13 protein-coding genes are annotated in these 12,816 nt (G+C 53.7%); 6 read left to right on the top strand and 7 right to left on the bottom strand.

What is annotated here, in order from left to right; all coding sequences use genetic code 11:
• Nucleotides 1-164: 164 nt before the first annotated feature.
• Together CJD38_RS17920 and CJD38_RS17915 are read left to right on the top strand one after the other, a co-directional pair.
• Nucleotides 165-1,115, top strand: coding sequence for an alpha/beta hydrolase (locus tag CJD38_RS17920; protein ID WP_107941803.1), 951 nt, complete (start codon nt 165-167; stop codon nt 1,113-1,115).
• The gene (locus CJD38_RS17915; protein ID WP_107941800.1) at nt 1,112-1,990 is read left to right on the top strand and encodes an alpha/beta fold hydrolase; all 879 of its coding nucleotides are present in this window, start codon (nt 1,112-1,114) and stop codon (nt 1,988-1,990) included. The genes CJD38_RS17920 and CJD38_RS17915 overlap by 4 nt, the downstream gene beginning before the upstream one ends.
• 13 nt (nt 1,991-2,003) lie before the next feature.
• Here the strand turns inward: CJD38_RS17915 and CJD38_RS17910 are convergent, their stop codons facing one another.
• Both CJD38_RS17910 and pyrE read right to left on the bottom strand, forming a co-directional pair.
• Complete coding sequence (locus CJD38_RS17910; RefSeq protein WP_107941797.1) at nt 2,004-2,630, bottom strand: hypothetical protein; 627 nt, start codon at nt 2,628-2,630, stop codon at nt 2,004-2,006.
• 24 nt (nt 2,631-2,654) lie between these two features.
• Nucleotides 2,655-3,299: an orotate phosphoribosyltransferase gene (gene pyrE, locus CJD38_RS17905; protein WP_107941795.1), complete on the bottom strand. Its 645-nt coding sequence runs from the start codon at nt 3,297-3,299 to the stop codon at nt 2,655-2,657.
• Between the two features lie 79 nt (nt 3,300-3,378).
• On the opposite strand from pyrE, the gene CJD38_RS17900 reads away from it, so the two are divergent.
• The 3 genes from CJD38_RS17900 to CJD38_RS17890 are packed head-to-tail and all read left to right on the top strand — an operon-like array spanning nt 3,379 to nt 5,863.
• On the top strand, nt 3,379-4,158 hold the full coding sequence (locus CJD38_RS17900) for an exodeoxyribonuclease III (protein WP_107941793.1): 780 nt from the start codon (nt 3,379-3,381) through the stop codon (nt 4,156-4,158).
• Nucleotides 4,148-5,497: an AmpG family muropeptide MFS transporter gene (locus CJD38_RS17895; protein ID WP_107941791.1), complete on the top strand. Its 1,350-nt coding sequence runs from the start codon at nt 4,148-4,150 to the stop codon at nt 5,495-5,497. Before CJD38_RS17900 ends, CJD38_RS17895 begins: the two co-directional genes overlap by 11 nt.
• A gap of 12 nt (nt 5,498-5,509) precedes the next feature.
• Complete coding sequence (locus CJD38_RS17890) at nt 5,510-5,863, top strand: DUF4870 family protein (RefSeq protein ID WP_107941788.1); 354 nt, start codon at nt 5,510-5,512, stop codon at nt 5,861-5,863.
• 19 nt (nt 5,864-5,882) lie between these two features.
• Here the strand turns inward: CJD38_RS17890 and CJD38_RS17885 are convergent, their stop codons facing one another.
• The 5 genes from CJD38_RS17885 to CJD38_RS17865 all read right to left on the bottom strand — a co-directional run bounded on the left by CJD38_RS17885 (nt 5,883) and on the right by CJD38_RS17865 (nt 9,289).
• On the bottom strand, nt 5,883-6,179 hold the full coding sequence (locus CJD38_RS17885; RefSeq protein ID WP_107941786.1) for a DUF6763 family protein: 297 nt from the start codon (nt 6,177-6,179) through the stop codon (nt 5,883-5,885).
• A gap of 195 nt (nt 6,180-6,374) precedes the next feature.
• Nucleotides 6,375-7,268, bottom strand: coding sequence for a phosphoribulokinase (locus CJD38_RS17880; protein ID WP_107941784.1), 894 nt, complete (start codon nt 7,266-7,268; stop codon nt 6,375-6,377).
• Nucleotides 7,269-7,427: 159 nt separating this feature from the next.
• Nucleotides 7,428-7,775 (bottom strand): DUF3147 family protein, encoded by a 348-nt coding sequence (locus CJD38_RS17875; protein ID WP_107941782.1) that lies wholly within the window; start codon nt 7,773-7,775, stop codon nt 7,428-7,430.
• A gap of 9 nt (nt 7,776-7,784) precedes the next feature.
• Nucleotides 7,785-8,501 carry a tRNA (guanosine(46)-N7)-methyltransferase TrmB gene (trmB, locus tag CJD38_RS17870; RefSeq protein WP_107941779.1) on the bottom strand — a complete coding sequence of 239 codons (717 nt, stop codon included), beginning with the start codon at nt 8,499-8,501 and terminating at the stop codon, nt 7,785-7,787.
• Entirely contained in the window at nt 8,498-9,289 is a 792-nt protein-coding gene (locus CJD38_RS17865) for a thiazole synthase (RefSeq protein ID WP_107941777.1), read from the bottom strand. Before CJD38_RS17865 ends, trmB begins: the two co-directional genes overlap by 4 nt.
• A gap of 554 nt (nt 9,290-9,843) precedes the next feature.
• On the opposite strand from CJD38_RS17865, the gene CJD38_RS17860 reads away from it, so the two are divergent.
• Nucleotides 9,844-12,813 carry a plasmid replication protein, CyRepA1 family gene (locus CJD38_RS17860; RefSeq protein WP_107941775.1) on the top strand — a complete coding sequence of 990 codons (2,970 nt, stop codon included), beginning with the start codon at nt 9,844-9,846 and terminating at the stop codon, nt 12,811-12,813.
• Nucleotides 12,814-12,816: the final 3 nt, after the last annotated feature.

Raw genomic sequence — 12,816 nt, 5'->3', positions numbered from 1 at the left:
TTTAGTGACAACGGAGCTAAATAAACTGTCTCCAGTAAGTTTTATATTGTTTAACTATACAAATTACACAATCATAAAATCACATCGTGCAGACAAGCATAATTACCTTCACTCGCATGCCTTAAGGTGGGGTGACCGCATTCCAAACCCGTTATGCTTTCGCCATGAAAGAAATCATCATCGAAGCCCCTACACGCCCCTCTCTGCGCGCACGTTTTCTGCGCCACGGCACGCGCTTTCTGTTGCAGCCGGTATTGAGCGGGTCGCTATCACCAGAACGACAGCGCGCCCGCCTGACCTTCATCACGCGCTTGATGAAATTTCTGGCGCCGCGCGGCACTTTGGCCACTCAGCAAACGCTGGGCGGCGTGCCGATGGAATGGGTCGAAAATATTCACAGCGGCGTGCAGGGCTATATGTTGTATCTGCACGGCGGCGCTTACGTGATTGGCTCGCCGCAAAGCCATCGCAATCTCACGGCGCATTTGGCCAAACACTGCGCGCTGCGCGTGGCCGTCATCGACTATCGTCTGGCACCTGAACATGCGTTCCCCGCTGCGGTGGATGACGCACTCGCTGCTTATCGCGGCATGCTCGATATGGGCATCGAAGCGCAGGACATCGTTATCGCAGGCGATTCCGCTGGCGGTGGCCTCACCCTCGCCTGCGCACTTGCTGCACGCGAAGCAGGCTTGCCTCTGCCTGCCGCACTCGTCTGCATGTCGCCATGGACCGATCTGACCAATGTCAGCGAGAGCATGCAAAAAAATGCGGCGACTGAAGTGATGCTGAGCTACAACGGCATTCAGACTTACACGCAGCAATATCTGCAAGGCGCTGATCCACGCACGCCGTTTGCATCGCCACTGCATGCCGATCTCAAAGGCATGCCGCCGACGTTGATTCAGGTCGCCGACATTGAAGTGCTCTATAACGATTCAACGCGTTATGCCGAGGCCTCAAAAAAAGCTGGCGTTGAAACCGTGCTGCAAGTTTCGCCGGATCTCTGGCACGTCTGGCAGCTCTACGCCGGGCAAATGCCAGAAGCTGATGATGCGATCTGGCACATCGCACAGTTCATCGGCGTGCACCTCGGTCAGAGCCGCAGCGCATGACCCCAGCGCAATGGCGCAGCGCTGGCGAATATTTTCGCTGGAACGATTATTCGATTTTCTATCGTGCGGAAGGCAGCGGCGATAAAGCGCTGCTGCTGATCCATGGATTTCCCACGGCATCGTGGGATTTCGCAGGCCTTTGGCCTGAACTCTGCAAGCGCTACAAGCACGTCATCACACTCGACATGCTGGGCTTTGGATTTTCTGACAAACCCCGCGATTACGTTTATTCGCTGGTGCAACAAACTGATATTCACGAAGCGTTATTAGCGAAACTCGGCGTACGACACATCGACATCCTCGCGCACGATTACGGCGTGAGTGTTGCGCAAGAATTTTTGGCTCGCGACTCTGAGCGCGAAATCAAGCCGTACACCATCGACTCCGTCACGCTGCTCAATGGCGGCCTGTTTCCAGAAACACATCGTATGACTGGAACACAGCGCTTGCTACGTTCGCCACTTGGCGGACTGATCGCACGCTTCTTCGGCGAACGTCAATTCGGCAAAAGTTTTTCTCTGGTGTTTGGTCCCAACACCAAACCCAGCGCTGCCGAGCTGCATGATTTCTGGATTCTGCTTGCGCACAACGATGGCAAGCGCATCATTCATCTGTTGATCGCCTACATTGATGAGCGTCGCTACAACCGCGAGCGTTGGGTAGAAGCGTTGCGCCGCACCCGTGTGCCGCTACGTTTGATCAATGGCCCGGAAGATCCGGTGTCCGGCGCTCACATGGTGGCGCGCTATCGCAGCTTGATCATGAACCCGGATGTGGTTTCACTGCCGGGCATTGGTCACTACCCGCAAACTGAAGCGCCGCAGCAGGTGCTTGCGGCGTTTTTTGAATTCCAGGATTACTTGAAACTGCTCTAGCGTTTAATGCGCTTCAATGCCCTGGGCGCAAGAACTTGTAGCGCTCAATATCGCTATTGAATTTAGCCACCATCTTTTCTCTTTCTTGCTGCAACTGAACGGCAGATTTTTTGTTGTCTTCTAAGGAAGCTTCAAATTTTTTGAGCTGCACTTCCACTCGCTTGTCTGGCTTCTTGCCTGGTTTAGCTTGAGCAGCAACTCGGCCACGCAAATCGGCTACCGTTTTCTCGCTATCAGCAATCGCCTTCTTCACCAGCACCAAACGTCCATCCAACGTCTGCTCGCGCAAGATGCGCGCTGACTCCAACTCTTTGGAACTGCTGTAGGTGTCGGTTAAAAATTTGTCGTACGCGAGTTGTTCTGTTGCCTTCTTGGCTGCCGCGGCTTCTTCTGCTTTCTTGGTTTCTAGCGCGGTGACTTCTTCTGGCGTCAGCTGACGCGCTCTTTTGTCTACCACCATGCCTTGATTGTTAAAAATCTCGCGCTCTTTATCTGCGTATTGCGGTGGAATGCTATCGCCGCAACTACGGTTGCCTTTGTTGTCGGTCCAGCATTGGATTTTCTTGCCGCCAGGCGCGGCAGACGCCACCAGAGGCAGTGCCATCAACAAGAACAGTGACGCAGAAAACGCTTTACGCATGTCTCGCTCCATGAGAATAGTTTTTTAGGACTTCACGCCGTATCGGGCTTGATAGTCCTGCATTGCTTGGATGGTCGCCTCATCAGCATTACCAGCCTGCAAGAACTGCAGCACTTCTTTAACGGTAACCAAGGGCACCACGCGGATGCCGGTGTCGCGCTCCATCTCGGCGACGGCTGAGTTGCCGTTAGGGCCGACTTCTTGTCGATCCAGCGCAATCACCGCGGCCACTGGCTCGGCACCTGCCTTACGCAGAATGTTGACCGCTTCGCGCAGCGCAGTGCCTGCGGTGAGCACGTCATCCACAATCACCACGCGGCCCTTTGGCGCAGCGCCGACCAGCACGCCGCCTTCGCCATGGTCTTTGGCTTCTTTGCGATTGTAGGAATACGGCAGATCGCGACCACGTTCGGCCAGCGCAATGCTGACGGCCGAGACCAGCGGGATGCCCTTGTAGGCTGGGCCGAACAGCCCGTCGTACTCAAGGCCGGAAGCGGCAAGCGCTTCAGCGTAGGCGCGGCTCAGATCGCGCATGGCGGCGCCACTGCTGATCTTGCCGAGATTAAAGAAATACGGGCTGACGCGGCCGGACTTGAGCGTGAACTGGCCGAATTTGAGCACTTCGTGCTCCAGCGCGAGTTTGAGAAAGGCAGTTTGGTAGGCGTGCATTGTTCGTGAGGTGATGCGGGTCTACCGCTATGATAACGATGTATTGATACAACAACGACGCCGCCCAGCCGGAGAACCCGTGCGCATCATCAATCTCAACACCAATGGCATCCGCTCCGCCGCCCGCAAAGGCCTGTTTGAGTGGCTACCGAAGCAGCAGGCCGACGTGCTCTGCATTCAGGAAACCAAGTGCCAGATCGGCGACGTCAAAGACGACGAGCTGTTCTTCCCCAAGGGCTGGCATGTCTATTTCCGTGATGCGCAGAAAAAGGGCTATTCCGGCGTGGCGCTGTACTCGCGCACCAAACCGGACAAGGTGCTGACCGAACTCGGTAACGAGGAATTCGACGGCGAAGGCCGCTATCTGGAAGCGCGCTTTGGCAATCTCTCGGTGGTGACACTCTATGTGCCGTCCGGCTCATCCGGCCCGGAACGTCAGGCGTCGAAAGATCGCTTCATGGAATTTTTTCTGCCTAAGCTGCGCGAGTGGAAAGCCAGCGGCCGTGAGTATGTGATCTGCGGCGACTGGAATATCGCGCACAAAAATATCGACATTAAAAACTGGAAGGGCAATCTCAAGAACTCTGGCTTTCTTCCGCACGAACGTTCTTGGCTAGACACGGTGTTTAGCGATGATCTGGGCTGGGTCGATGGCTATCGCTCGCTTTATCCCGAGACTGAAGGCGAGGCCTACACCTGGTGGAGCAATCGTGGCGCTGCTTACGAAAAAAACGTCGGGTGGCGCATCGATTACCACATCGTGACGTCAGGCCTTAAGGGCAAGATCAAAGCCGCGAGCATTTACAAAGCCGAAAAGTTTTCGGATCACGCGCCTTTGATTCTCGACTATGACATCTAACGCTCAAGCGCAGGGATGGCGCATCTACAGCAACCCGCGCGTGCTCGGTATGTTGTTTCTCGGCTTCTCTGCCGGGCTGCCGTTTCTGTTGGTGTTCTCCACGCTCTCTGCATGGTTGGCGCAGGTCGGCATTAGCCGCACCACCATTGGTTATTTCAGCTGGATTGGCCTCACCTATTCGTTGAAGTTTTTCTGGTCGCCTGTTGTTGATCGCGTGCGCTTGCCGTTTCTCACCCATTGGCTGGGGCGTCGCCGCAGTTGGATGTTGCTGGCACAGATTGGTATCGCGAGTGGTCTCGCAGGCATGGCGCTGAATGATCCCGCGCAGAGCCTGACGCCAACGATTGTGTTTGCACTGCTTGTTGCGTTTTCATCCGCAACGCAAGACATCGCACTCGATGCTTATCGCATCGAAGCTGCGCCATTGGATCTACAAGGCGGCATGGCCGCGGCATATCAGATGGGCTATCGCGTCGCGCTGATTGTTGCTGGTGCAGGCGCATTGTTTATCGCCAGCAGCGCAGGCTGGAGCGCGAGCTATCTGACGATGGCTGCATTCATTCTCATCGGCATTTTTACTGTGCTCGTCGTTGCAGAGCCGCTGTCACAAGTCAGCCGCGAAACCATGATGCAAGAGCAGCGCGTTCTCGGCTTTCTGGAACGCTCAGCGCATTGGCCCAAGCCGCTGCAAAGCGCGATGGCTTGGTTGATCGGCGCAATTGTTTGCCCATTCGTGGATTTCTTCACGCGCAATGGCCTACGCAATGCACTGTTCATTCTCTTGTTCATCAGCCTTTACCGCATGCATGAATACGCAATGGGCGTAATGGCAAACCCGTTCTATCTGGACATGGGCTATACGCTGGATCAGATCGCCAGCATGTCGAAAATCTTCGGCGTGATCATGACGATGGTTGGCGTGGTGATCGCGGGCCTGATGGTGGCGCGTTACGGCGTGCCGCGGACATTGCTACTCGGCGTCGTTACGATTTTCTTCGGCAATTTGTTCTTCTCATGGCTCTCCACCAGTGAACAAACATTGCTGGGCTTGGGTGCTGCCATCAGCGTCGACAACATCGGCATCGGCATTGCTGGCACTGCGTTTGTCGCTTATCTCTCCAGCCTCACCAACACTGCATACACCGCAACGCAGTACGCGCTATTTGGCTCACTGTTTCCGCTGCCGGGAAAAATCATCGCTGGGTTTTCTGGCGTGGTGGTGGATCACATCGGCTACACGCTGTTCTTCATCTACACCGCATCTCTAACCTTGCCGGCCATGCTGCTGTGTTTAATACTGATCAAACAGCAACGCGCTGCCGCAGCACCACAATCCTGATCGGAGACTGCAATGAACGACATCGTTACAAACGACGCCGACCAAGCCAGCGAATCTGAACGCACGACGCTGACGATTGCTTATGTACTGCACGTGATTGGGCCGTTCACAGCCTTTCTGCTCAACATTGCGGGCTTGGTGTTGAATCACATTAAAGCGGCGGAAACGCAGAACCACTACATCCGCAGTCATCACGTCTGGATGCTGCGCACTTTTTGGTGGACGTTGCTTTGGTCGCTACTGAGCTGGCCGCTTTGCTTGATCCTTGTCGGCTTCTTCACGCTCGCGATTGTCGGCGTGTGGTGGATCTATCGCGTGGTGCGCGGTCTGATCAATTATTCCGAACGCCGGCCAATGCCGATTTAAATCGAGCAGTAATCGAAAGCTATCGGCTATCCAGAAAATCTAGCGGATCATTCCAACGCCCGCCGCCTGCCTGACTGTCAGACTCTTCGGTGTAATCATCTCGCTCGATATCTAGAGCGCCGGAGTAATCTTCCGGTGGCGGTGTGGAGCGCGCAGCAAGCTCGAGCCAACTATCGAAGTCGTACTCCTCTAGCGTGCCGTCGAAATGCTGGACCAAAACAATCTCGGCCTTGGTATCAACACCTACGATCTCGAACGGATCGCCGTCGGTTCTGTACCACTCACCGACAGACATGTCTCGCAACCATTCCGCCATCTCGCACCTCCAGCGTCGCAGATTATTTTTTTGCGGCACTTCTTTGTTCTACGCTTGTCACCACAAGGGTTCAAGTCCGCAGTGATGGACGGTAGGCAAATAGCTGAAATGACGTGAACTGTTTCGTGAGACGTAAGCGATGCGCGATATCGCAGCGGGGCAACGTCCTACACGCTGCGCACAGCGCGGCCCACTTTATGATTTTTCTTTGGCAGCAGCCTTGTCGCGTTTTTGCATGAGCTTTTCGATGGCAGGACGGAAGATCAACTCCATCGCTTTTTCCATCAATTGCCCAGGCACAACCAGTGTTTGTTCATGCGATTTCGACGCGCCCGGCAAACTTGCAATGAGCTTGTCGAAATTCACCTTCACGCGCGAGGTCTTGTTGAAATGCACAACGACCAAGCTTTCTTCTGCCGCAGGGATTTCCTGCACTTCAAAAGGATTGCTGGTATCGACCAGCGGCACGCGCTGGAAATTCACGTCGGTGCGTGAAAACTGCGGAATGATGTGGTTCACGTAATCCGGCATACGACGCAGGATCGTCCGCGCAACGTCTTCTGGATTATGGCCACGCTCTTCAGTGTCGCGGCGGATCTTTTGAATCCATTCGAGATTGATCACCGGGACTACGCCGATCAGTAGGTCGAAGTGACGCGCAACATCAATTTCATCACCGACATAGCCGCCGTGCAGTCCTTCGTAAAAAAGGATGTCGGTGTCTGTTGGCAAACGTTCCCATGGCGTGAATGTGCCAACAGGTTGACTGACTGCCGCCGCTTCCGCTTCCGTGTGCAGATAGCGACGCACAACGCCGTTGCCAGCGTCGCTGTAATCGCGCAGCAAACTGTGCAAACGCTCCAGCAAATTGCCGCCCGGACCAAACAGCGAAAAGTTTTCACCACGAATACGCGTGCGTTCCATTGCGGCGCGCAGTTGCACACGGTCGTAGGCGTGAAACGCATCGCCCTCGACCAGCGCGGGCTTTATGCCTTGCTCTTCAAAGATGCGCTGGAATAGCCGCATCACGGTGCTAGTGCCCGCGCCGCTAGAACCGGTAACGCCGATGGTGGGGTGTCTTGCCGACATGCTTCGCCTTATTTCACAGAATTCTGGACTCACCGCTGCGCGCACAGCAGCACAGCGTTTGTTTTTAAATATTATTTATTTTTATATTTAGTTAATATTTTAAAACAATATTTTTCATTTGCCGTTGCTTGTCCGCACTTTTGTCGGCAACACCGCTATTTACAACGTCACTCCGTAGCGACGTAGCAACGATATGGTGAGACCGTAACACAGCATCATGACGATTAGCGCCACCAGCAGCGACAGCCAGAACGAATACCCACGGTTAAGCAGCGCGGGCAGTATCAGAAACATCGGCAGCGTCGGCAGCACAAACCAGAAAGTACTTGTCGACAACTGCGCAATGGTTTGCGTGTCTCGTGTTTCTGCGTAGATCCAGATCAGCGTAATCAGCGATACCAGCGGGAGTGCTTTAATCAAGCCACCGAGCGTGGCATTCACCTTGGCCACTTCGGTGATTGCGACGATGATCGCAGCAGAGATCAGCAGTTTAATGACATAGAGCATGGCTCTGTTTTACAGGCGCCGGAACTCCAGATCAAATACTTCATGCCCCAAGCGTTCGCCACGCGCTTCAAAACGCGTTTTGGGGCGCGTAGTGTGACGCGGCACGTAGCGTCCATCAGCGGCGAGATTGCGGAAACTTGGCGATGCATTGAGCACTTCGAGCATGTGCTCTGCGTAATGTGCCCAATCGGTTGCCAAGAGCAAACGTCCATCCTTCGCCATTTTGCTTGCAACAAGCTCAATGAAAGCGGGCTGCACGATGCGGCGCTTGTGGTGACGCGCCTTATGCCAAGGATCGGGGAAATAGATCACGACTTCTTGCAACGAAGCATCGGCGATCCACGTCTCCAACACTTCAACCGCGTCGTGACTCGATGTGCGCAAATTATTGAGGCCTGCCGTTTCTGCGTTGTGCAGCAAACGACCAACGCCTGGGCGATGCACTTCTACACCGATAAAATCATTCTGCGGCTCCAGCGTGGCGCGCGACAGAATGTGATCACCGTTGCCGAAACCAATCTCGAAAACAACCGGCGCTTTGCGGCCAAACACCTGCGCAAGATCAAACGGCTGCGCGGGCGCATCTAAACCATAGCGCGGCCACAAACGTTCCAACGCAGACTTCTGTCCATCAGTCATGCGCCCTTCACGGCGCACAAAGCTACGCAGCCTGCGGTAGAACGGCGTGCCTTCTTCGTTTGAATTTTCTACTTCGTTGTCGCTCATGCAATAACGCCATCCAAAGGTGATGACGCACTCGCAAAACGGCGGCGCGGCATACGGCCTGCGAGAAATGCTTCGCGACCTGCTTCAACGCCTTTCTTCATGGCGCTAGCCATCAGCACAGGATTTTTTGCTTCGGCAATTGCGGTGTTCATCAGCACGCCGTGGCAGCCGAGTTCCATTGCAATCGCGGCATCGCTGGCCGTGCCAACGCCCGCATCAACAATGATCGGCACGCGGGCATTCTCAACAATGGTGAGAATGTTGTAGCGATTCTGAATGCCGAGGCCCGAACCAATCGGCGCGGCCAATGGCATCACGGCAACACAGCCGATTTCTTCCAGACGTTTGCAGATGATCGGATCGTCGCTGGTGTAGACCATCACGTCGAAGCCATCTTTGACGAGGATCTCGGCGGCCTTCAGCGTCGCAGGCACATCCGGATACAAAGTCTTGGCATCGCCTAGTACTTCAAGCTTCACTAACTTATGGCCATCGAGCAGCTCACGCGCGAGGCGGCAGGTGCGCACGGCGTCTTCTGCGGTGTAACAGCCGGCAGTGTTCGGCAGCAGGGTGTAACGATCTGGCGGAATCACGTCGAGCAGATTGGGCTCGCCGGGGTTTTGGCCGATGTTGGTGCGACGGATCGCGACGGTGACAATCTCCGCCCCGCTCGCCTCAATTGCCGCGCGAGTCTCGGCCATGTCTTTATACTTGCCAGTACCGACAAGCAGACGCGAACGATAGGATTTGCCAGCGATGAGCAATGAATCTTGAACAGGCGTTTGCATAGTGGGCTTTTCTTGAGGCCCGCGCCGTGAATAGCGCGTGCTTTTACATGGATGTAAATCGTGGAGCGGGTGATGGGAATCGAACCCACGTAAGTAGCNATAGAGATTTTACCCGATCAGCCCCCCTATGGGGTCATTACTGTGCCGAGTTGCCGCTCAGTAACGCTCTGAAATCATCCCCAGATAATTCGCTCAGATCACGTCCGCCCGACTCCGACTTGTGTCCGAGCGTCTTTCCGACGATTGGCGATTCCGAGCATTTTGGCGAACGAGTCCGCGTCGATTCCATACCATATCTAAAATAATAAATGTTGACTTTTACGCAGTAATTTGGTATTATTTCATAGTTGGTGCAAGAACCAAGCATTTTCCAAGTATAAAAAGAGTCTTTATCCCCAAAAAGACCTTGGCTTTGTAGCTAAAAAATCCCCGATTTATCGCGGGATTACTGTGTCCGCTTTATTGCTTTTAATCGCAGATATACCTGCGAGGGCCCCCTGCGCCTGCACGATGAATATTCATAAACCGCATTTCTCTCTAATACAGGATAACTTATGAAAGTTGGCATCAATAAACAAATCATTGGTAAAGCGGGCAATCAGACAGGAATTTCAGCGGGTAAGGCCAACCATCTTTGGACGGAATACTGGACCCGTCCCGATCTCAACATCAACGAACTCGCGGAAGAGATTAAAAACGGGCACGGCTTCGGCCCATGGTTCAAGGATGCAGGGAACAACGGCGGGTATCGCAGCAAAGAAAATCTAATCTGCACGCAGGTTCTTGCTGTCGATATCGATAACAAGGACGACCAGCGCCAATGGACCCTCTCGGAACTCGTGGCGTTTCCGTTCGTGATGGATCACGCCGGGTTTATCTACACCACTGCCACTCACAGTCCAGAGAATCCGCGTTATCGCATCGTATTCGCGCTGGAGACGGAGCTGACCGACCCAGAGCACATCCGTGCAGCATATAAAGCACTGGTGGCTATCTTTGAAAGTGACGAGGCCACCACCGCTCCCGCGCAGTGCTTCTATGGATCGCCGCAGTGCCATCTTGAAATGGTGGGCAAGGTTCTCAGCGATGCCACCGTTCATGCACTGATTCGCACTCAAAGCGCGGTAACAACTCCGACTCCCTCACGTGCGAAGCAAAAAGCCGCTACCCAATCGGGGAATGCGTCCGCGGCGGTGACTCCAACATTTTGGATCGCGGAGGACACGCCGGTGAGGTGCGCTGGCTCTAGCGAGTACCACCACCTCAATGAGCTGCAGGATAAGCAGAAGGTTCATTGTCCTGATCCGGCTCATCCAGATAAAAGTGCAAGTGCACAAGTAATCCGGCCAGCTAAGCGCGGTGTGTCGGGCGTTTACTGCTTCGCGCACAAGCGTTGGTATCCAGTAAAACGTAAATTCCAACTGCCAGAAGATCCCGCAGATAAATTTTGGCGCGAGCAAGTTGATATCCGCGTTGGCTCTCCCGCATCCGCGACACACTTTTTTGATCTCACGTTCGATTGGCGCAATCCCAACGAGAAACTACTCGATTCGTTGCCCTCGGGCGACGCAATTGTGCTTATTAAAAGTCCGAAAGGAACTGGCAAAACTGAGGTATTGAAGCGCCTGGTCGATGATACGAACAAAACGGTTCTTGTGATTGGCCATCGCATTCTCCTACTGCGCGAGATAGCACAAAGGCTCTCGCTGGATTTATACGAGCACAATCAAAAACCAGTCAAACCTACAAACAAGTACGCGGTTACTGTCGATAGCCTTGCCAACAGGCTGAGGATGGATACTCCAGCGAGGCAATACCACACCGTCATCCTTGATGAGGTTGAGCAGGTGATTTCTCACATGCTTTCAGACACTGACTCGTTGGTCCGTGGCCGCTTTGAAATTGTGAAATACCTGATTTACGTAGTTAAGCACGCTAAACGATTGATTTTGTCAGATGCTGATCTGGGGCCAAATGTAGAGGTGCTTCTAAAGACTGCTGGTCGCATTGCTGACTTGGATACTGCGGTCATCATCCATAACAGGCCGAAAGGATTCACGCTGTACAACCGCACCATTCCGGTTGATAGCAAATGTGAGTATGGAGCACCGAAGATTGCTTTGTACGAAAGTGAAAGTGACCTTCAGGAAAAAATGCTTTCCGATTATCGCGATGGAACAAATCTCTTCGTGTGCTGCAACTCGAAGAAAAAGGCGGAACTGATCCACGGAATGCTCACCGCCACCAATGCCACTAGCCTGCCTGTACTGCTTGTAACTTCGGATACTCGGAACACGCCAGCGGTGATCGATTTCATGATCGACCCAAAGAAAAAGTTCTGGGATTACTCTGCGATTGTCAGCTCCCCTTCACTTGGTAGCGGGGTTGATCTCTCGCTTAGTTTTCCGAGTGATTCCGTTGGATCTCCTCGCGTTGCCGTGTATGGATACTTTATTAACGGCGTGAACTCCCACACAGATATCGATCAGCACCTAGGCCGCGTACGCAATCCGACGCAAGTTCTGGCATGGGTCAGCCCAGAAGAACGGGATGAGGAATCTCGCCTTGATGAAATCAAGAAAATTATTCGCGAGCGAGACGTCTCGTTCCGCCGACTCACAGCGCTTGATGAATATGGTTACGAAATGGAACTGGCCGACGACCCAACACTCGATATCTATGCGCAAGCGCTTTCTGTACGCAACCAATCAATGCGTTATTTTCGCAAGAACTTTATCCGCTATAAGAAGAATTCTGGCTGGGTCGTGGATGAGATCGCAGCAACAGAACAAGAGCACAAGGAGCTCAAGGCTCTCAAAAAGCGTGCTGATGAAAATCTGCGCGAAGAAAAATCTAAGCGGATTCTCTCTGCTCGCAAACTTGATAGTCAGAGCGCAGACATTCTCCGCGATGCGCGACGTTCGTCAGGTGGTATTCCAGACTCTGAGCAAGCAGCACTCGATCGCTACTACTTGGAGCGTTTTTACTGCGCCGAAGCAACCGCTGAACTTATCGACCTAGACGATGAGAGTCGATTTCAACCCGCCGTGGAGCGATTCGAGTGCTTGATGGTGGCCGACAAGGCACTGATGCAATCTGACGTCTCGGAGGTATACCTGTTTCCCGCTGACCGCGAGGCTCGGCTCTACACAAGTCGTACGCTAGGCCAGCTCCTTGGGGCACTCGGATTGGCAGATATCCAAAAAGGGAACCTCCCAGAAAACTGGGAAACCTGCCATGACAACCTGAACGGGTTCCGCGAGGTCGTCGAAGATATGACAGATGCAGATTTCTCGGTTATGGGCTTGAAGAAGCGCAAGGACATCGAAAAATCCCCCATGATCACCGTAACGCGCGTTCTAGCGTCCATTGGACTCAAAACCAAGAAAACTCGACGCACTTCAAGCGAGGGAGATGAACGGACGATATGGTATGGAATCGACGCGGACTCGTTCGCCAAAATGCTCGGAATCGCCAATCGTCGGAAAGACGCTCGGACACAAGTCGGAGTCGGGCGGACGTGATCT

Source organism: Stenotrophobium rhamnosiphilum, from assembly GCF_003052265.1.
Taxonomy (GTDB): Bacteria; Pseudomonadota; Gammaproteobacteria; order Nevskiales; family Nevskiaceae; genus Stenotrophobium; species Stenotrophobium rhamnosiphilum.
The sequence above is the reverse complement of the archived record's forward strand: the minus strand, read 5'-3'. Positions and strand labels throughout refer to the sequence as shown.

Bases quoted from the DNA above. Each gene is read 5' to 3' on its own strand.
- CJD38_RS17890 (WP_107941788.1), top strand. From the start codon at position 5,510: ATGAACGACATCGTTACAAACGACGCCGACCAAGCCAGCGAATCTGAA.
- CJD38_RS17875 (WP_107941782.1), bottom strand. From the start codon at position 7,775: ATGCTCTATGTCATTAAACTGCTGATCTCTGCTGCGATCATCGTCGCA.
- CJD38_RS17885 (WP_107941786.1), bottom strand. From the start codon at position 6,179: ATGGCGGAATGGTTGCGAGACATGTCTGTCGGTGAGTGGTACAGAACC.
- CJD38_RS17910 (WP_107941797.1), bottom strand. From the start codon at position 2,630: ATGCGTAAAGCGTTTTCTGCGTCACTGTTCTTGTTGATGGCACTGCCT.
- CJD38_RS17895 (WP_107941791.1), top strand. From the start codon at position 4,148: ATGACATCTAACGCTCAAGCGCAGGGATGGCGCATCTACAGCAACCCG.
- CJD38_RS17880 (WP_107941784.1), bottom strand. From the start codon at position 7,268: ATGTCGGCAAGACACCCCACCATCGGCGTTACCGGTTCTAGCGGCGCG.
- CJD38_RS17915 (WP_107941800.1), top strand. From the start codon at position 1,112: ATGACCCCAGCGCAATGGCGCAGCGCTGGCGAATATTTTCGCTGGAAC.
- pyrE (WP_107941795.1), bottom strand. From the start codon at position 3,299: ATGCACGCCTACCAAACTGCCTTTCTCAAACTCGCGCTGGAGCACGAA.
- trmB (WP_107941779.1), bottom strand. From the start codon at position 8,501: ATGAGCGACAACGAAGTAGAAAATTCAAACGAAGAAGGCACGCCGTTC.
- CJD38_RS17860 (WP_107941775.1), top strand. From the start codon at position 9,844: ATGAAAGTTGGCATCAATAAACAAATCATTGGTAAAGCGGGCAATCAG.
- CJD38_RS17865 (WP_107941777.1), bottom strand. From the start codon at position 9,289: ATGCAAACGCCTGTTCAAGATTCATTGCTCATCGCTGGCAAATCCTAT.
- CJD38_RS17920 (WP_107941803.1), top strand. From the start codon at position 165: ATGAAAGAAATCATCATCGAAGCCCCTACACGCCCCTCTCTGCGCGCA.